Consider the following 17,315-nt stretch of genomic DNA (forward strand, 5'->3'; position numbering starts at 1 on the left):
TCACTCCCCCACCGAGGACGCCGACGGCCCGGACGACACCGGCACCGCCCGCGCGAACCCGCCGTCCACCATCAGATTCGCCACGGTCTGCAACTCCGGCGGATCACCGGCCAGCCGCCCCAGGAACTCGTCGAAGTCGTCACCGCACGGCAGCAACAACCGCTCCACCCGCTCGGCGGGCGACCACGACGCATCCACGTCCCGCACATCGTCATACGCGCAGAACCACACCGAACCGATCCGGTCGCCCTTCACCTTCACGGCCAGCAGCCCGCCCTGCACGAAACCGACGCCCAGATAGTCCTTCGTCAGATGGTCACGCAGACACTTGTTCACATAGACCAGATCATTGACCGCCGCCTCGTCCCGCACCGTGAAGAACGGCTGGTCCACCAGCAGCCCCAACTCCGCGTCCAGTGCCGTGCCCACCGGCGCACAGCCCCCCGCCGCCTTCAGGAACGACCGGTACGCGCCCGGAAGCCGATACCCGAGGTCCTCCTCGACCCCCTGCACCTGCGACTCCGTCACCGCCACCGACGACTTCGGCAACCCGAAATGCGCCGGCCGCGTCTCCTGCAACGGCCGCGTCCCCCGCTTGCCGTGATCCACGTTCGCCGTCGCGATCCCGCCGTGATGCCGCAGCAGCGCCTTCACCTCGACCGGAACCAACTCCAGTCGCCGCGACCCCCGGACGTGATGCCACGTCCAGCCATGCGGGGTCGCCACCGACGCGACCGTGTCCCACAACTCGTGCCCCGACGCCGCCAGCGCCGCGTTCGCCGACACATGGTCCGTCAACCGCAACTCGTCCACACCGAAGCCCTCCGGCGGCTCCGCGATCTCCGCGGCCGCACGGGCATACGGCGAGAAATCCGGATAACCGTACTCGTCGACCCGCACCCCCCTCGGATGCCGAGCCGCCCTCACCGGATCCGGAAAGTGCACGACCTGCCCGGCGTATGCCGCATTCGGCGGCGCGGCCTGGTGCCCGAGCCGACCTGTGCTCACGGTTGCCCCCTGCGGCTTTCTCCTCTGGCCTCTACGGCGAAACGGATCACGGACGCCGACAGCCTATGCGGTACGACGACACCGGTCACCGGCCCACCACTCCCCCGGCCCCCGGCTGGACACCCTCACGTGACCAGCCGTCACCCCACCGTGACGCAACACCCCGACACGGGCGTGTCACACCGCCCCAGCTTCCGCACCCGCCACGGCATTTGGCAGTCTGTGTCCCCACCGGGGGGATGCACGGAGGGGAAAGACGATCATGCACACGGCAGCAACGGACACGTCAGGCGACCCGCGCATCGGCTGGAGCGCCACCGACACACCCCCCGCCCCCACCCTCCGCCACCGCCGCGACGGCATCCTCCCCACCATCGCCGCCGCCCTCTCCGTCCGCGGCACCACCCTCACCGGCACCGCCGCCCGCAGCGACCAGCCCCCCGCCCTGCACCCCCTCGTCCAGGACTTCCTCGACACCCTCACCAGCGGCCAACGCGACCGCTACACCGGGCGCTGCGCCGAAACCATCCTCATCTCCCGCCACATCACCGCCGCCGACGCCGCCCGCAGCAAACGCGCCGCCCGTAAGCCCATGACCAACGGCGAAGCCCGCAAAGCCCTCAAACACGCCAAGCTCACCGCCCGCCGCATCCGCGAGGACGGCGACCCCCTCCACGGCGGCTTCGCCCCACCCTGCCGTGCCTGCACCGCACTCAGCGCCCACTTCGGCGTCCGCATCATCGACCCCACCCGCCAGGACTGACCCGCACATGCACGCCGACCGCACCGCCACCACACGCTTCTCCGTCCCCGTCGACGCCGCACTGCGCGCCGCGGGCTGGCAACCAGGCCGCTGGGACATAAAGCAAGCGGAAATCTGGGCCGACACCCTGCGCAACCACACCTCGCCCGCAGGCCACCGGCACGCCGTCTTCCCCGCCGCCGTCGAGGCCTGGGCCGAATTCGGCGGCCTCCACATCACCGCGCAAGGCCCCGGCCGCCAACTCGCCCCCGCCACCCTCCACCTCGACCCCCTCCACGGCCTCCACATGGCCCGCACCCTCGGCGACCTCGGCCGCGCCCTCGACACCGAAGTCACCCCCCTCGGCGAGGAAACCGACAGCCACGCCCTCATCGCCATCGACACCGAAGGCCGCACCTACGCCCTCGACCACACCGGCGACTGGTACCTCGGCCCCGACATCGACCACGGCCTCACCACCCTGCTGACCGGAATCGAACCCGTACGCCTCACAGCCGGGTGACAGCCCACCGGAACCGCGTCAGGCCGCCTGGGCCGGAATCACCGCCGACACCCGGTACCCACCCGCATCCGTCGGCCCCGACACGAACACCCCACCCAGCGCACTGACCCGCTCCTTCATCCCCACCAGGCCATTGCCCCCGCTCGGCAACCGCGCCGTCTGCACCGAACCCGGCTCCGGCGGCGGCTCGTTCTCCACCTGCATCGCGATCTCCGCACTCCGATGCGCCAACCGCACATGCGTCTTCGCCCCCGCCGCATGCTTGTGGACGTTCGTCAACGCCTCCTGCACCACCCGGTACGCCGTCTGCTCCACCTCCGGCGCATACGACCGCACCTCCCCCTCCACCGACAGGTCCACCACCATGCCCGCCGCCGCGGACTGCCCGACCAGCTCCTCCAACTCGGACAGACAGGGCCCGTCGGACGACCTCGCCTCAGCGACCCGGGAGGCGGCGGCGACCGCAGCCGCCCCCACCGCCGCCAGAGACACAGCGGACCGACCCGGCCGCTCCACGACCCCGTCCCCGGTCCGCAGCACACCCAGCATCTGCCGCAACTCGGTCAGTGCCTGCCGCCCCATGTCCCCCACCAGCGCGGCATTGCGCACCGCCTTCTCCGGATCCTTCCGCGCCACAGCCTGAAGAGCGGCGGCATGCACGACCATCAGACTCACCCGATGCGCGACGACGTCATGCATCTCCCGCGCGATCCGCGTCCGCTCCTCGTTCCGCGCCCACTCCGCCCGCTCCTCCGCCCGCTCCGCGAGCAGTACCAGCTCCCGCTCCAGCGAATCGGCCCGCTCCCGCAAGCTCTCCATCAGCCGCCGCCGAGCCCCCACATACAAACCCAGCAACACAGGAGGAGCGGTCATACCGAGAGCAGTGGTCACCGACAGAAACGGGATGAACCCCCCGGCGATCGACAGATCACCGCGAACCATCCCCTGATGCGCCCGCACATACGTGACGACGAACATCCCCACGAACGACATACCCGTCAGCGCACCGATGATCCGCCGAGGCAGCTCGGAAGCGGACAGGGTGTACAACCCCACGAGGCCCATCAGGAACCCCATCTGCGCCGGCGTGATCGCGATGCTCACCAGCACGACGGCAACCGGCCACCGCCGCCGCAGCAACAACGTGAGACCGGCGAACAACCCGAACACCATCCCCACCGGAGCCGGCAACCCGGCATCCCGCGAGAACTGGAGTCCCTCCGCCGCACACTCCACGGCGGACACCGCCGCGAGCCCGACATCGAGCGCGGCACTACGCCACCGCACCCACCACCACGGCCCCCCGGCCGCGGTGTGCACTTCCCCCGACGTGGTCATGGCACCAGCCTACGGGCGCCGGGCGCGGCTTTTCCGGCGAGTTTCCACGACTGCGCCACACCACACTCCGTAACCGAACAGAAGCGAAACGCCCCGGAATCCCTCGAACTGCTGAATCGCACACCGTTCGACCCCGGAAGGCCCGATTCCAGCGACGAGGAACGGCAGCAAACCAAGGAAGCGGCCAAGCAGGCGATCGGCAACCCGTCGGCCCGGGAACCGTTCCTGCCGGGCGCGAGTCCCTACAGGGCCGAGGGCGGCAAGGACAAGCCGTACGACCGCCGCGAGCAAGTCGGTGTCGTGAACAGCGGTCCCGGCATGATCAAAGTCTTCCTCGCCCGGCTCGACCTGCTCGGCTGATCAAAGTTCCGAAGGGCGCCGAGATGTACCGTCGCATCAAGGGCTCTTGGTACGGCATAGTGTGGGGTGCCGACTCGGCGAGCCAACCGAATGTCCGGTTTAGTCGGGCTTAATCCCCCATGGTGTAATCCGGCAGCACTGAGGGTTTTGGTCCCTTAAGTTCAGGTTCAAATCCTGATGGGGGAGCTGCTCGCGCTCGGGCCCTGACCACACCGTCAGGGCCCGCTCGCATGTCCCCCAAGAAACCCCCCGGTATCCTGCGGATGTCCACCCCACCCCCTGAAGCCGAAGGGCATCCCCGTGAGCGCCAACCGCCCGGCCGCCGTCGTTGTTCTCGCAGCGGGTGAGGGCACCCGTATGAGGTCGGCCACACCCAAGGTTCTGCACGAGATCTGCGGCCGTTCCCTCGTCGGGCATGTGCTCGCCTCCGCGCGCGAGTTGAAGCCCGAGAATCTCGTCGTCGTCGTGGGCCACGCCCGGGAGCAGGTCTCGGCGCACCTGGCCGAGATCGACCCGGGAGTGCGTACGGCTGTGCAGGCCGAGCAGAACGGTACGGGGCATGCCGTGCGGATGGCCCTGGAGGAGCTCGGCGGTTCCGTGGACGGGACCGTCGTCGTGGTGTGCGGCGACACTCCGTTGCTGACGGGTGAGACGTTGCAGCGGCTCGCCGCCACGCACTCCGCCGACGGCAATGCGGTGACGGTGCTGACGGCCGAGGTTCCGGACGCGACCGGTTACGGCCGGATCGTGCGGGACGACTCGGGTGCGGTCACGGCGATCGTGGAGCACAAGGACGCCAGTGACGCGCAACGGGCGATTCGTGAGATCAACTCGGGTGTCTTCGCTTTCGACGGCCGACTGCTGGCCGAGGCGCTGAAGCAGGTCCGGACGGACAACAGTCAGGGTGAGGAGTACCTGACGGATGTGCTGGGGATTCTGCGGGAGGCCGGGCATCGGGTGGGGGCGTCGGTCGCGGCCGACCACCGTGAGATCGCCGGCATCAACAACCGTGTGCAGCTCTCGGAGGCGCGCCGGGTCCTCAATGACCGGCTGCTGACGGCCGCGATGCTGTCGGGTGTGACCGTCGTGGATCCCGCCACCACCTGGGTCGATGTGACCGTGACATTCGGGCAGGACGCCGTCGTGCACCCGGGGACACAGCTTCTGGGCTCGACGCATGTCGGTGAGGGTGCCGAGGTGGGTCCCCACACGCGGCTGAAGGACACCGAGGTGGGCGCGGGGGCCCGGGTGAACAACACCGTGTCCGACGGCGCGGTGGTCGGACCGCAGGCGTCCGTCGGCCCGTACGCCTACCTCCGCCCCGGTACCCGTCTCGGTCCGAAGTCCAAGATCGGTACCTATGTGGAGACGAAGAACGCCTCGATCGGTGAGGGTACGAAGGTTCCGCATCTGTCCTATGTCGGTGACGCGACGATCGGCGAGTACTCGAACATCGGTGCTGCGAGTGTCTTTGTGAACTATGACGGGGAGAGCAAGCACCACACGACCGTCGGGTCTCACTGCAAGACGGGGTCGGACAACATGTTTGTGGCCCCTGTCACGATCGGGGACGGCGCGTACACCGCTGCCGGGTCTGTGATCACGAAGGATGTGCCGCCCGGTTCGCTGGCCGTGGCCCGTGGTCAGCAGCGGAATATCGAGGGTTGGGTGGCTCGTAAGCGTCCGGGGAGCGCGGCGGCGAAGGCGGCCGAGGCGGCTTCCCGGGAGCCGGAGGGCGAGGCCTGACCGGAAACGGGTGCGTCTGGGACGGCGTACCGTGATAAGTGCACACCTGCACCCCCCATCAGCTGAGACGGCCCCTCGTATGTGGTGGACACGGTCGTCTCGGCAGCCAGCTGCGAACACCTCTGAGGAGACAGTGTCGTGACCGGGATCAAGACGACCGGCCTGAAGAAGTTGATGTTCTTCTCCGGCCGCGCCCACCCCGAGCTTGCCGAGGAGGTCGCCCATGAGCTGGGTGTCGGGGTTGTCCCGACGAGAGCCTTCGACTTCGCGAACGGTGAGATCTATGTTCGCTATCAGGAGTCGGCGCGGGGTGCCGACTGTTTCCTGATCCAGAGCCACACGGCGCCGATCAACAAGTGGATCATGGAGCAGTTGATCATGATCGACGCGCTGAAGCGTGCGTCGGCGCGCTCGATCACTGTGATCGTGCCGTTCTACGGTTACGCGCGGCAGGACAAGAAGCACCGGGGACGTGAACCGATTTCGGCGCGTCTGATCGCTGATCTGATGAAGACGGCGGGTGCGGACCGCATCCTGACCGTTGACCTGCACACGGACCAGATCCAGGGGTTCTTCGACGGTCCGGTGGATCACCTGTTCGCGCTTCCGCTGCTCGCCGACTATGTGGGCGGCAAGGTGGACCGGGACAAGCTGACGGTGGTGTCGCCGGACGCGGGCCGGGTGCGCGTCGCGGACCGATGGTGCGACCGGCTGGGCGCGCCCCTCGCCATCGTGCACAAGCGGCGGGACAAGGATGTCGCGAACCAGGTGACGGTGCATGAGGTCGTGGGTGAGGTCGAGGGCCGGGTGTGCGTCCTGGTCGACGACATGATCGACACGGGTGGCACCATCTGTGCGGCGGCGGACGCGTTGTTCGCGCATGGCGCGGAGGATGTCATCGTGACGGCGACGCACGGTGTGCTGTCGGGTCCCGCGGCGGATCGTCTGAAGAACTCGCGGGTGAGTGAGTTCGTGTTCACGGACACGCTGCCGACGCCGGGTGAGCTGAGCGGGGATCTGGACAAGATCACGGTGCTGTCCATCGCGCCGACGATCGCGAGTGCGGTGCGTGAGGTGTTCGAGGACGGTTCGGTGACGAGCCTGTTCGACGAGCAGTAGGTCCCGGGCCCTTGGGGCCGGTGGAGATCGTTTTGGGTGTGGCCTCCTTCTCCGAGTAAACTGCTGCAGTTGCTCGGCGAGGGAGGCCGCACCCGTTCTCGGGATGCGGTGGTCCGTTATCGACGCGCTCTTCGTAGCAGGCCGTTCGTGGCCGGGTGACCCCGACCGTTTGTCCTACGTACTACTACGAGGAGTGAGAGATGTCCGAGGTGAAGATCGCCGCCCAGACGCGCACCGAGTTCGGCAAGGGTGCCGCGCGTCGTATCCGCCGTGACAGCAAGGTTCCGGGTGTGCTCTACGGGCACGGTTCGGACCCGCTGCACCTGACGTTCCCGGGTCACGACCTGCTGCTGGCGCTGCGTACGCCGAACGTCCTGATCGCGCTGGACATCGACGGCAAGAGCACCGAGCTGGCGATTCCGAAGGCCGTGCAGCGTGACCCGCTGAAGGGTTTCCTGGAGCACGTGGACCTGCTGCTGGTGAAGCGCGGCGAGAAGGTCAACGTCGAGATCCCGGTGCACACCGAGGGTGAGCTGGCCCCGGGCGGGAACCTGCTGGAGCACGTGCTGTCCGCGCTTCCCGTGGAGGCCGAGGCCACGCACATCCCCGAGGCCGTCACCGTGTCCGTCGAGGGGCTGCAGGCCGGTGCCTCGGTCCTCGCCAAGGACATCACGCTGCCGTCCGGTGTGACGCTGGCCGTCGAGGAGGACGCGGTGGTGCTCCAGGTGCTGGCCGCGCAGGCCGAGGAGGCCGCTGAGGGCGAGGCCGGGGGCGAAGAGGCCGCTGCCGAGGCCTGATCCTCACCCGAGACTGTTTCGCCGGCCGCCGCTCCTTCGGGAGTGGCGGCCGGCGTGTATCAAGGAGACGTGGACGTGACGACCGATCCAGGCGCGCCCTGGCTCATCGTGGGGCTCGGCAATCCGGGGCCCGAGTACGCCATGAACCGGCACAACGTGGGGTTCATGGTGGCGGATCTGCTGGCTGGGCGGATCGGGGGGAAGTTCAAGCGGGCGGGGAAGGCGCAGGCGCAGGTGGTGGAGGGGCGGATCGGGCCGCCGGGTCCGGGAAGCCGCCGGGTGGTCCTGGTGAAGCCGATGTCGTTCATGAACCTGTCGGGTGGTCCGGTGAACGCTCTGCGGGACTTCTACAAGGTGCCGGCGGGGAACGTCGTCGCGGTGCATGACGAGCTGGACATCGATTACGGGACGCTGCGGTTGAAGCTCGGTGGTGGCGACAACGGTCACAACGGGTTGAAGTCGATCACGAAGGCGTTGGGGTCGGACTATCACCGGGTGCGGTTCGGGATCGGGCGTCCGCCGGGGCGTATGCAGGTGGCGGATTTCGTGCTGAAGGACTTCTCCTCCGCGGAGCGCAAGGAGCTGGACTACCTCGTGGACCGGGCGGCGGATGCGGTGGAGTGTCTGGTGATCGATGGGCTGGAGCGGGCGCAGAGCACGTACAACTCGTGATATGTGGGCCCACCGGGTCCTGCTGGAGTTGACCGGGCGCGTGGGCATGGCCAAGGATCGCCCGCATGCCTTCTGCCGTCTCGTCCTCTCAGGGTGCGGTCGCGGTGCTGCGGTTCGGGCGGCTCGCGGTGATGGGTGCGGTCGCCGTGCTCATCGTGGTCGCGGGTGTGTGGGGTTCCTGGGGCACGGCGCAGTACGTGATGCTGACCAAGGGCCGTGAGCGGGGCACGGTGACGGTGGAGCGGTGTGGGGCACAGGCGTGCAGTGGTCCGTTCAGGCCGTTGTCGGCGGGGGCGACGGCGCGCAGGAGTGTGGTGATCGAGAAGTCGGTCGCGGTGCGGCGTGGGCGGACGTACGCGGTGGTGGTGAAGCCGGATTCGGCTGAGGTGGTGCGGTCCGGTCCGGCGGGGGTGCTGTGCGCGTGGCTGCCGCTGGGTGGTGCCCTGTTGCTGGCGTCGGTGGTGGTGGCGGGTGGTCTGCGGTTGTCACGGGCGGCGTGGGTGCTGGCGGGTGCCGGGGTCGCGTTGGTGACGGCGGCGTTCGTGGCGTTGTGAGGTGGGGGCCGAGGCCGGTGGTCTTTTTCGCTCACTATTTCGTAGAAAACCTTTGCGTTCCCTGATCGTTACTGGGACGTTCGAGGCGTATGGTCACAGATGGAGCGTGAGGGAAGTTCCTGTGGCTTGACCAGGTTCCCGAGTGGGCAGGAAGCTGAGCCGGCCCCCTCCACATCTTCCGTTCCGTTTCCCGAAGATGGACTGCCCATGCGTACCCTCATGCGCGCCGGCGCCCTTGTCGCCGTCGCCTCAGCAGCGCTGCTGACCGCTCCGTCCGCCCACGCCTCGGCTCGGGGTGACAACGGCGATGTGAAGATCCACAAGGCCGCGACGGACGAGTACGACCAGCGCAACGAGCCGCACGTGTGCTCGTTCTACCTGGACGCCTTCCACTTCGACGGCCGGCAGCAGGTGGACTGGCACATCGAGGCCTGGGCCCCGACCGGCAAGCCCAAGGGCGCGACGGTGAAGACCGGTGACATCACCCTGGACGCCGACGGCCATGGCCGTACGGCCGACATGACGCTGCCCGACGGACACTACAAGCTGTTCTGGAACTTCGACGGCGAGAAGGGCGCGGCCAAGCACAAGGTGTTCTGGACGAAGTGCGAGGACTCCGGCGGGGGCGGTGCCACGCCGTCGGGCTCGCCGTCGGCCTCGCCCTCCGCGTCCCCCTCTCCGTCGGGGACGGCGGGGGCGAGCGCCTCGCCGAGTCCGTCGTCCTCCGGGGCGGGCGCGGTGCCGTCGGTGTCCGCGTCGCCGTCGTCGCCGGCCGGTGGCGGTGGTCTGGCCGAGACCGGCAGCAGTGCTCCGGTGGGGCTGCTGTCCGGTGCGGCGGCCGTGCTGGTGGCCGCCGGCGGTGGTCTGGTGCTGTGGCGTCGCAGGGCCTCCAGGGGCTGACGCCCGCCGGGTGTGACGGTGCCCCCGAGCCTCGCAAGGGCTCGGGGGCACCGTCGTGTCGGGGCCGGAGTCGGGGTCAGCCGGTGTTGCGGAGGCCGGCTGCGACGCCGTTGACGGTGAGCAGCAGGGCTCGTGCCAGCAGCGGGTCCGGGTCGGCGCCGGCGGCGACCGCGTCGCGCTGGCGCTTGAGCAGGGCGACCTGCAGGTAGGAGATGGGGTCGAGGTAGGCGTCGCGGATGGCGAAGGTCTGCTTGAGGACCGGCTGGGCGTCGAGCAGTTCCTGTTCGCCGGTGACGCGGAGGACCTCGCGGACGGTCAGCTCGTGTTCGGCGCGGATGGTGTCGAAGATGTGCTTCAGGTCGTCGGGGACGAGGGTGTCGACGTAGTGCTGGGCGATCCGCAGATCCGTCTTGGCGAGGGTCATCTCGACGTTGGAGATGAAGTTGCGGAAGAAGTGCCACTGTTCGTGCATCTCGGTGAGCACGGTGTCGAGGCCCGTCTCGCGCAGGGCCTTCAGGCCGGAGCCGACGCCGAACCAGCCGGGGACGATCTGCCGGGACTGGGTCCAGCCGAACACCCAGGGGATGGCGCGCAGGCCGTCGAGGCCGGCGCCGGAGTCGGGGCGGCGGGACGGGCGGGAGCCGAGGTGGAGATCGGCGAGCTGGTCGACGGGGGTGGAGGCGAAGAAGTACGCCGGGAGGTCGGGGTCCTCGACGAGCCTGCGGTAGGCGGCGTGGGCGGCGTCGGAGACGACGTCCATGGCGGCGTCCCAGCGGGCGAGGGCCTCGACGGACTGGCGGGGGGCGGTGTGCAGGGCGGAGGCCTGCAGGGTGGCCGCGACCGTCAGTTCCAGGTTCTCGCGGGCGAGGGAGGGGATGAGGTACTTGTCGGAGATGACCTCGCCCTGTTCGGTGACCTTGATCTCACCTTCGAGGGTGCCCCAGGGCTGCGCGAGGATCGCGTCGTGGGTGGGGCCGCCGCCGCGGCCGACGGTGCCGCCGCGGCCGTGGAAGAGGCGCAGGCGCACGCCGTAGCGGTGGGCGACGTCGCGCAGCCGGCGCTGGGCGCGGTGGATCTCCCACTGGGAGGTGGTGATGCCGCCGAACTTGGAGGAGTCGGAGTAGCCGAGCATGACCTCCTGGACGTCTCCGCGCAGCGCGACCAGGCGCCGGTAGGAGGGGTCGGAGAGCATGTCCTCGAGGATGGTGTCGGCGGCCTTGAGCTCGTCGGTGGTCTCCAGGAGGGGCACGATGCCGATCTTGGCCCAGCCGGCGTGGAGGTCGATCAGGCCTGCTTCGCGGGCGAGGACGGCGGCGGCGAAGACGTCGTCGGCGCCCTGGCACATGGAGATGATGTAGGACTCGATGACCTCGGGGCCGAAGACCTTCAGGGCCCGCTTGACGGTCTCGAAGGTGCCGAGGGTCTTGGCGCCGGCCGCGTCGAGCGGGGCCGGGGTGGGGGCGAGGGGGCGGCGGGAACGGAGTTCCTTGGCGAGCAGCTTGTGGCGGTACTCGCGCGGCATGTCCTCGTAGCGCCAGGACTCCTCGCCGAGCCGGTCGAAGAGCTGGCCGAGGGCGTGGTGGTGGGCGTCGGCGTGTTCGCGGACGTCCATGGTGGCGAGCTGGAGGCCGAAGGCGGCCAGGGTGCGGATGGTGCGGGCGAGGCGGCCGTCGGCGAAGAGGCCGCCGCGGTGGGCGCGCAGGGAGGTCTGGATGACTCTGAGGTCCTGCAGCAGTTCGGCGGTGCCGAGGTAGTCGCGGCCGGGCTCGTGCTGGGTGCCCTTGGCGAGGCGGTGCTTGGTGTTGACGAGCTTCTGGCGGATGCAGGTCGACTTGAGGCGGTAGGGCTCCTCGGCGTTGAGGCGCTTGTAGCGCGGGCTGATCTCGGGCAGGAGCTCCAGGTCGGTCTTGAGGGAGTCCAGGAGCTCCTCGGTGGCGCCGGTGTAGCGGATGGAGTTGGAGAGGAAGCCGCGCAGCTCGTCGATCGTCTCCAGGGCGTCGTTGATGCCGTGCTCGTGCTGGAGGATGAGGACTTCCCAGGTGACGGCGGGGGTGACGTTGGGGTTGCCGTCGCGGTCGCCGCCGATCCAGGTGCCGAAGGTGACGGGGCGGGTCTCGTCGGGGAGCTTGACGCCGACGCGTTCGAGTTCCGCGGTGAGGTCCTCCAGGACGTCGCCGACGGCGCCGGCGTGGAGTTCGTCGAGGTAGTAGATGGCGTTGCGGGCCTCGTCGGCGGGCTCGGGGCGCACGACGCGGAGTTCGTCGGTCTGCCAGACGAGGTCGATGTTCTCCGCGAGCCGGGTGTCGAGGCGGCGGCGGTCGGACTCGAGGACGGGGGTCTCCAGGAGTGCGGCGATGCGCCGGAGCTTGTTGAGGACCGACCGGCGTGCGGCCTCGGTGGGGTGCGCCGTGAAGACGGGGCGCACATTGAGGTTGCGGACGCTTTCGCGCAGGTGCTCGGGGTCGGCGTCCTTGAGGCGGTCGGCGGTGCGGGAGATCAGCCCGCCCTCGGCGGCGCGCTTGGCGCGCAGTTCCCGGCCTCGGTGCACCTGCTCGGTGACGTTCGCCAGGTGGAAGTAGGTGGAGAAGGCGCGCACCAGCTTGGCGGCGGTCTCCAGTTCGGTTCCGCGCAGCAGTTCGGCGGCGGCGTCCCCGTCCTCGCGGGTCAGTCGGCGGACCCGCTCGACCAGCTCCAGGAGTTCGGGGCCCTCCTGACGGACGAGGGTCTCGCCGAGCAGGTCGCCCAGTCGGCGGATGTCGGCGCGCAGTTCACTGCTGGTCGTCGTCGTCTGGTCGTCGGCACTGCTCACAGGTGCGGCTCCTTGCAGTGTTGAAGCTCGTCTGGGAGGGGAACCCGGATGGGTGCCGTGCGCGGCGGGTGCCGCATACGGACCGGGCATCCGGGAAGAAATCAGAGCGGACCGCGCTGTCCGACCGACTCCAAGGATAGGTGGCGATGCGGACGCGCAGGCTTTCGGGCCCTTGCCGCCGGGCGACGCGCTGCCATACTTACGACGCCGTAGGTTACGGAACCGTAGGTCTCCCGTCAGCCGGCGGGAGCACGACGGGTGCCGTATCCGGACAATTGTCCTGACCCTCGACCCCACAGGGGACGCCCCCATGACCACGAGCTCCGATGTGATCGAAGACGCCCCGAAGGCGAACGACGACTCTCCGCTGCCCTCCGCGACGCTGGGTGGCGAGCAGAAGCGCTCGATCGAGCAGATCACGCTGCTGCTGTTCATCACCGTCCCGTTCCTGGCGCTTGTCGCGGCAGTGCCGCTGGCGTGGGGATGGGGTGTGAGCTGGCTCGATGTGGGCCTGCTGGTCTTCTTCTACTACCTGGGCTGCCACGGCATCACGATCGGTTTCCACCGTCACTTCACGCACGGCTCGTTCAAGGCGAAGCGTCCCCTGAAGATCGCGCTGGCGATCGCGGGGTCGATGGCCGTGGAGGGGCCGCTGGTGCGCTGGGTGGCCGACCACCGCAGGCACCACAAGTTCTCCGACGCGGAGGGTGACCCGCACTCCCCGTGGCGGTACGGGGAGACGGTTCCGGCGCTGATGAAGGGCCTGTGGTGGGCTCATATCGGCTGGATGTTCGACGAGGAGCAGACCCCGCAGGACAAGTACGCCCCGGATCTGATCAAGGACCCGGCGATGCGGGCGATCTCCCGCCAGTTCGTGCTGTGGACGGCCCTGTCGCTGGCGCTGCCCGCGCTGATCGGCGGGCTGGTGACGATGTCGTGGTGGGGCGCGTTCACCGCGTTCTTCTGGGGGTCGCTCGTACGGGTGGCGTTGCTGCACCACGTGACGTGGTCGATCAACTCGATCTGCCACGCGGTGGGCAAGCGGCCGTTCAAGTCGCGTGACCGTTCGGGCAACGTGTGGTGGCTGGCGATCCTGTCGTGCGGCGAGTCGTGGCACAACCTGCACCACGCGGACCCGACGTCGGCGCGGCACGGCGTGGAGCGCGGTCAGCTGGACTCCTCGGCGCGGATCATCCGCTGGTTCGAGCAGCTGGGGTGGGCGTACGACGTGCGCTGGCCGTCACGCTCGCGTATCGATTCGCGTCGCTCCGGTGACGGGAGTGGCTCCCCGGGCGGGAAGGTGGCCTCCGGCACGGCATGATGGCGGTGTGGCGACCGACTCGAGCACTCCCAGCAGCGACAAGCCGCGGCGCCCGCGCCGCACCCGGATGACCGGTGCGGAGCGCCGCCAGCAGCTGCTGGAGATCGGCCGGACGCTGTTCGCCGCCAAGGGGTTCGAGGGCACGTCGGTGGAGGAGATCGCGGCGAAGGCCGGGGTCTCCAAGCCGGTGGTGTACGAGCACTTCGGCGGCAAGGAGGGGCTGTACGCGGTGGTGGTGGACCGCGAGATGCGGCGCCTGCTGGACATGGTGACCAGCTCCCTGACGGCCGGGCACCCGCGTGAGCTGTGCGAGCAGGCCGCGTTCGCCCTGCTGGACTACATCGAGGAGTACACGGACGGTTTCCGCATCCTCGTCCGGGACTCCCCCATCCCCCAGTCGACTGGCTCCTTCGCGTCGCTGATCTCCGACATCGCGACGCAGGTGGAGGACATTCTGGGCCGCGAGTTCAAGAGCCGCGGTTTCGATCCCAAGCTGGCGCCGCTGTACGCGCAGGCGCTGGTCGGGATGGTGGCGCTGACGGGTCAGTGGTGGCTGGACGTGCGCCGGCCGAAGAAGGCCGAGGTCGCCGCGCATCTGGTCAACCTGGCGTGGCACGGGCTGGACGGGCTGGAGCAGAAGCCGCGGCTGATAGGTCACCGCAAGAGCTGAGGTGCGCCCGCGCGGCCGCCACGCGCCGGTGCGGCCTCCACACGCCGGTGCGGCCTCCACGCCGGTGCGGCCTCCACACGCCGGTGCGGCCTCCACACGCCCGTGCGGCCTCCACGCCGGTGCGGCCTCCACACGCCGGTGCAGCCTCCACACGCCGGTGCAGCCTCCACGCGCCGGTGCGGCCTCGGCGCCCCGGCTCAGGGCGTTGTCGCGAACGGCTCGAGGAACTCCAGCCGGTTCCCCACCGGGTCCTCCGCGTAGAAGCGCCGGTGCCCCGGCAGGTCGTCGTCCCAGGTGATCGGCGCGCCGTGCTCGGCGAGCCGCGCCGCGTAGGCCTCGATCCCGGTGACCCGCAGCCCCGGGTGGGCCTTCTTCGCGGGGCGGAAATCATCCTCGATGCCCAGGTGCAGTCGCACGGCCCCGGCCTGGAACCAGCAGCCCCCGCGCGCAGCGAGCACCGGCGGCTTCGGGATCTCCGTCATGCCGAGGACGCCGGCGTAGTACGCGCGCAGCCGGTCCTCGGAGCCGGGCGGGGCGGCGAGCTGGACGTGGTCGACGGCGGTCAGCATCGGGTCAGGCTCCCTTCCGGGCGACGGCGAAGATGCGGCGGAACGGGAAGACGGTGCCGTGCTCGGTCGCCGGGTACACCTCGCGCAGCGCCGTCCGGTAGTCGGCGACGAACTCCTCCGCCTCCTCCCCCAGCTCGGTGAGGACGGGCCGCAGCCCGGTGCCCTTCACCCAGTCGAGGACGGGGTCCTCACCCGGCAGCAGGTGCAGATACGTCGTCTCCCAGACGTCCGTCTCGCAGCCGAGCGCGGTGAGGTGGTGCAGATACGCCTCGGGGGTGAGGACCGCGTCGTCGTGGCGGAGGGTGCCGGCGAGGCGGTCCCTCCAGCGGGCGGAGTGGGCGACTTCGCGCATCAGCCGGTGGCTGGGGGAGCCGAAGTTGCCGGGGACCTGGAAGGCGAGCGTGCCGCCCGGCTTCAAGGCCGTCACCCAGTCGGCGAAGCGCGCGGCGTGTCCGGGGACCCACTGCAGGGTGGCGTTGCTCACGATCAGGTCGTGCGGCTCGTCGGGCGTCCAGGTGCGGGCGTCGGCGTGTGCGAAGTCAAAGCGGCCGCCGCCGGGCGTGGGTCCCGCCCGGGTGCCGGTCCTCGCGAGCATCTCGGGGGAGTTGTCGTAGCCGGTGATGTGGGCGGTGGGCCAGCGTTCGGCGAGCAGGACGGTGACGTTGCCCGGACCGCAGCCGAGGTCGGCGATGCGGGGCCGGTCGCCGGGCAGCGGGGGCACGCGGGAGAGCAGGTCGGTGAAGGGGCGGGCGCGGTGGTCGGCGTGTCGGAGGTACTGGGCGGGGTCCCAGGTGGGTTCGGTCATGACGTTCACTCTCCCCGCCCCTCTATCTCGATGTCAAGATATTCGACATCAAGAGACTTCACGTCGACACAACCACTACACTTGATCGCATGGAGGACGAGGTCGATCGGTTGGTCGCGGCGTGGCGCAGGGAACGCCCGGACCTCGACGTGGAACCGCTCGAGGTGCTCAGCCGGGTCAGCAGACTGGCCCGGCACCTGGACCGCGCGCGCCGCCTGGCGTTCTCGGAGCACGGCCTGGAGCCCTGGGAGTTCGACGTCCTCACCGCGCTCCGCCGGGCCGGCAGCCCCTATCAGCTCTCCCCCGGGCAGCTGCTCACCCAGACGCTGGTCACCTCCGGCACGATGACCAACCGCATCGACCGCCTGGCCAAGAAGGGCCTGGTCGAGCGGCTCCCGGACCCGAGCGACCGCCGGGGCGTGCTGGTGCGGCTCACGGCCGAGGGCCGGGACCGGGCCGACCAGGCCCTTGCCGGGCTCCTCGACCAGGAGCGCGCGATCCTCTCCGAGCTGAGCTCGGCGCAGCGCGGTGAGCTGGCCGCCCTGCTACGCCAGCTGACCGCCCCGTTCGACAACATCCCCGGCTAGGTCCACCGGTCCGACCCCGGCCCGGCGGGCGAGGGCGACGGCGGCGAGGGTGGAGTGGACGCCCAGCTTCCCCAGCACGTTCTGCATATGCGTGCGGACGGTGTGCGGGGACAGGAACAGCCGCTCCGCGACGGCCTTGCGGCCGAGTCCGGCGACCATGCACCGCAGCACCTCCCGCTCCCGGGGTGTGAGGGACTCCACCAGCCGCTCGCTCTCGGTGCGGTGCTTGCGGGTCGCGGTCAGCTCCCGCAGCACCCCGGTGAGCAGGGCGGGCGGCAGGTGCGTCTCGTCCCGCAGGACGCCCCTGATGACGGTGAGCAGCCGCTGCAGCGAGCAGTCCTTGGCGACCCAGCCGGAGGCGCCGGCCTGCAGGGCGAGGGCGGCGCGGCGCGGGTCGTCCTTCTCGGCCAGGACGACGGTCCGCACGTTCGGCTGGCCGGAGCGGACCCCGGCGACGAGGGAGAGCCCGTCGACGAGCCCGTCCTCGTCGCCCTCCTGGACGGGGACCGCCGGGCGTGAGCCGGGGACGATGCCCCCGAGGTCCGCGTCGACGAGCATCACGTCGAATCTGCGGCCCTCCGCGGCCGCCCGCTCCAGGCACCGCATCGCGGCCGGGCCGCTGCCGGCCGCGGACACGTCGACGTCCGGTTCGGCCGCCAGGGCGGCGGCGAGCGACTCGGCGAAGATACGGTGATCGTCGACGACCAGAACTCGGATGCGAACCACTGATACCCCCACTGTTCGGGGGACGGCCCGGCGCGGATACGGCGCCCGGAGCGCTCCCCGGATTTTCGA

General features: G+C 69.9%; 18 protein-coding genes. 12 read left to right on the forward strand and 6 right to left on the reverse strand.

Annotation, left to right across the window (positions count from 1 at the left end; all coding sequences use genetic code 11):
* Complete coding sequence (locus tag AC5WS8_RS23130; RefSeq protein WP_496105354.1) at positions 1–1,008, reverse strand: SMI1/KNR4 family protein; 1,008 nt, start codon at positions 1,006–1,008, stop codon at positions 1–3.
* A gap of 262 nt (positions 1,009–1,270) precedes the next feature.
* Between AC5WS8_RS23130 and AC5WS8_RS23135 the strand changes: the two genes are divergently transcribed.
* Together AC5WS8_RS23135 and AC5WS8_RS23140 are read left to right on the forward strand one after the other, a co-directional pair.
* The gene (locus AC5WS8_RS23135; protein WP_496105355.1) at positions 1,271–1,771 is read left to right on the forward strand and encodes a YwqJ-related putative deaminase; all 501 of its coding nucleotides are present in this window, start codon (positions 1,271–1,273) and stop codon (positions 1,769–1,771) included.
* Positions 1,772–1,778: 7 nt separating this feature from the next.
* Positions 1,779–2,273: an SUKH-3 domain-containing protein gene (locus AC5WS8_RS23140; protein WP_496105356.1), complete on the forward strand. Its 495-nt coding sequence runs from the start codon at positions 1,779–1,781 to the stop codon at positions 2,271–2,273.
* A gap of 18 nt (positions 2,274–2,291) precedes the next feature.
* Here the strand turns inward: AC5WS8_RS23140 and AC5WS8_RS23145 are convergent, their stop codons facing one another.
* On the reverse strand, positions 2,292–3,611 hold the full coding sequence (locus AC5WS8_RS23145) for a sensor histidine kinase (RefSeq protein ID WP_496105357.1): 1,320 nt from the start codon (positions 3,609–3,611) through the stop codon (positions 2,292–2,294).
* Between AC5WS8_RS23145 and AC5WS8_RS23150 the strand changes: the two genes are divergently transcribed.
* The 7 genes from AC5WS8_RS23150 (at position 3,588) to AC5WS8_RS23180 (ending at position 9,759) form a co-directional block, all read left to right on the forward strand.
* The gene (locus AC5WS8_RS23150; protein ID WP_496105358.1) at positions 3,588–3,971 is read left to right on the forward strand and encodes a hypothetical protein; all 384 of its coding nucleotides are present in this window, start codon (positions 3,588–3,590) and stop codon (positions 3,969–3,971) included. The two genes, AC5WS8_RS23145 and AC5WS8_RS23150, sit on opposite strands and share 24 nt — an antisense overlap.
* Positions 3,972–4,271: 300 nt before the next feature.
* Positions 4,272–5,717, forward strand: a complete 1,446-nt coding sequence (glmU, locus tag AC5WS8_RS23155; RefSeq protein WP_496105359.1) for a bifunctional UDP-N-acetylglucosamine diphosphorylase/glucosamine-1-phosphate N-acetyltransferase GlmU — start codon at positions 4,272–4,274, stop codon at positions 5,715–5,717.
* A 138-nt stretch (positions 5,718–5,855) separates the two neighbouring features.
* Positions 5,856–6,836 carry a ribose-phosphate diphosphokinase gene (locus AC5WS8_RS23160; RefSeq protein ID WP_496105360.1) on the forward strand — a complete coding sequence of 327 codons (981 nt, stop codon included), beginning with the start codon at positions 5,856–5,858 and terminating at the stop codon, positions 6,834–6,836.
* Between the two features lie 200 nt (positions 6,837–7,036).
* The gene (locus tag AC5WS8_RS23165) at positions 7,037–7,633 is read left to right on the forward strand and encodes a 50S ribosomal protein L25/general stress protein Ctc (RefSeq protein ID WP_496105361.1); all 597 of its coding nucleotides are present in this window, start codon (positions 7,037–7,039) and stop codon (positions 7,631–7,633) included.
* A gap of 69 nt (positions 7,634–7,702) precedes the next feature.
* The gene (gene pth / locus AC5WS8_RS23170) at positions 7,703–8,305 is read left to right on the forward strand and encodes an aminoacyl-tRNA hydrolase (RefSeq protein WP_496105400.1); all 603 of its coding nucleotides are present in this window, start codon (positions 7,703–7,705) and stop codon (positions 8,303–8,305) included.
* A gap of 65 nt (positions 8,306–8,370) precedes the next feature.
* Positions 8,371–8,859 (forward strand): hypothetical protein, encoded by a 489-nt coding sequence (locus AC5WS8_RS23175; RefSeq protein ID WP_496105362.1) that lies wholly within the window; start codon positions 8,371–8,373, stop codon positions 8,857–8,859.
* 207 nt (positions 8,860–9,066) lie between these two features.
* Complete coding sequence (locus AC5WS8_RS23180) at positions 9,067–9,759, forward strand: LPXTG cell wall anchor domain-containing protein (protein WP_496105363.1); 693 nt, start codon at positions 9,067–9,069, stop codon at positions 9,757–9,759.
* Positions 9,760–9,835: 76 nt separating this feature from the next.
* Here the strand turns inward: AC5WS8_RS23180 and ppc are convergent, their stop codons facing one another.
* Entirely contained in the window at positions 9,836–12,568 is a 2,733-nt protein-coding gene (gene ppc / locus AC5WS8_RS23185) for a phosphoenolpyruvate carboxylase (protein WP_496105364.1), read from the reverse strand.
* A gap of 310 nt (positions 12,569–12,878) precedes the next feature.
* On the opposite strand from ppc, the gene AC5WS8_RS23190 reads away from it, so the two are divergent.
* Complete coding sequence (locus tag AC5WS8_RS23190; RefSeq protein WP_496105365.1) at positions 12,879–13,889, forward strand: acyl-CoA desaturase; 1,011 nt, start codon at positions 12,879–12,881, stop codon at positions 13,887–13,889.
* Between the two features lie 67 nt (positions 13,890–13,956).
* Complete coding sequence (locus tag AC5WS8_RS23195; RefSeq protein WP_388575637.1) at positions 13,957–14,559, forward strand: TetR family transcriptional regulator; 603 nt, start codon at positions 13,957–13,959, stop codon at positions 14,557–14,559.
* A 197-nt stretch (positions 14,560–14,756) separates the two neighbouring features.
* On the opposite strand, the gene AC5WS8_RS23200 is transcribed toward AC5WS8_RS23195, so the two are convergent.
* Both AC5WS8_RS23200 and AC5WS8_RS23205 read right to left on the reverse strand, forming a co-directional pair.
* A complete protein-coding gene (locus tag AC5WS8_RS23200; protein WP_496105366.1) occupies positions 14,757–15,128 on the reverse strand; it encodes a VOC family protein in 372 nt (123 codons plus the stop codon).
* 4 nt (positions 15,129–15,132) lie between these two features.
* Positions 15,133–15,933, reverse strand: a complete 801-nt coding sequence (locus AC5WS8_RS23205; protein ID WP_496105367.1) for a trans-aconitate 2-methyltransferase — start codon at positions 15,931–15,933, stop codon at positions 15,133–15,135.
* Positions 15,934–16,022: 89 nt separating this feature from the next.
* Between AC5WS8_RS23205 and tamR the strand changes: the two genes are divergently transcribed.
* The gene (gene tamR, locus AC5WS8_RS23210; RefSeq protein ID WP_496105368.1) at positions 16,023–16,520 is read left to right on the forward strand and encodes a MarR family transcriptional regulator TamR; all 498 of its coding nucleotides are present in this window, start codon (positions 16,023–16,025) and stop codon (positions 16,518–16,520) included.
* On the opposite strand, the gene AC5WS8_RS23215 is transcribed toward tamR, so the two are convergent.
* On the reverse strand, positions 16,479–17,246 hold the full coding sequence (locus AC5WS8_RS23215; protein WP_496105369.1) for a LuxR C-terminal-related transcriptional regulator: 768 nt from the start codon (positions 17,244–17,246) through the stop codon (positions 16,479–16,481). The genes tamR and AC5WS8_RS23215 overlap by 42 nt on opposite strands.
* Between the last annotated feature and the right edge of the window lie 69 nt (positions 17,247–17,315).

The organism is Streptomyces sp. PTL18 (genome assembly GCF_059510295.1).

Excerpts from the sequence above, each read along its gene's own strand:
- AC5WS8_RS23135 (WP_496105355.1), top strand. The coding sequence starts at position 1,271 with ATGCACACGGCAGCAACGGACACGTCAGGCGACCCGCGCATCGGCTGG.
- AC5WS8_RS23140 (WP_496105356.1), top strand. The coding sequence starts at position 1,779 with ATGCACGCCGACCGCACCGCCACCACACGCTTCTCCGTCCCCGTCGAC.
- AC5WS8_RS23145 (WP_496105357.1), bottom strand. The coding sequence starts at position 3,611 with ATGACCACGTCGGGGGAAGTGCACACCGCGGCCGGGGGGCCGTGGTGG.
- AC5WS8_RS23165 (WP_496105361.1), top strand. The coding sequence starts at position 7,037 with ATGTCCGAGGTGAAGATCGCCGCCCAGACGCGCACCGAGTTCGGCAAG.
- AC5WS8_RS23175 (WP_496105362.1), top strand. The coding sequence starts at position 8,371 with ATGCCTTCTGCCGTCTCGTCCTCTCAGGGTGCGGTCGCGGTGCTGCGG.
- AC5WS8_RS23180 (WP_496105363.1), top strand. The coding sequence starts at position 9,067 with ATGCGTACCCTCATGCGCGCCGGCGCCCTTGTCGCCGTCGCCTCAGCA.
- AC5WS8_RS23190 (WP_496105365.1), top strand. The coding sequence starts at position 12,879 with ATGACCACGAGCTCCGATGTGATCGAAGACGCCCCGAAGGCGAACGAC.
- AC5WS8_RS23195 (WP_388575637.1), top strand. The coding sequence starts at position 13,957 with ATGACCGGTGCGGAGCGCCGCCAGCAGCTGCTGGAGATCGGCCGGACG.
- AC5WS8_RS23200 (WP_496105366.1), bottom strand. The coding sequence starts at position 15,128 with ATGCTGACCGCCGTCGACCACGTCCAGCTCGCCGCCCCGCCCGGCTCC.
- AC5WS8_RS23205 (WP_496105367.1), bottom strand. The coding sequence starts at position 15,933 with ATGACCGAACCCACCTGGGACCCCGCCCAGTACCTCCGACACGCCGAC.
- tamR (WP_496105368.1), top strand. The coding sequence starts at position 16,023 with ATGGAGGACGAGGTCGATCGGTTGGTCGCGGCGTGGCGCAGGGAACGC.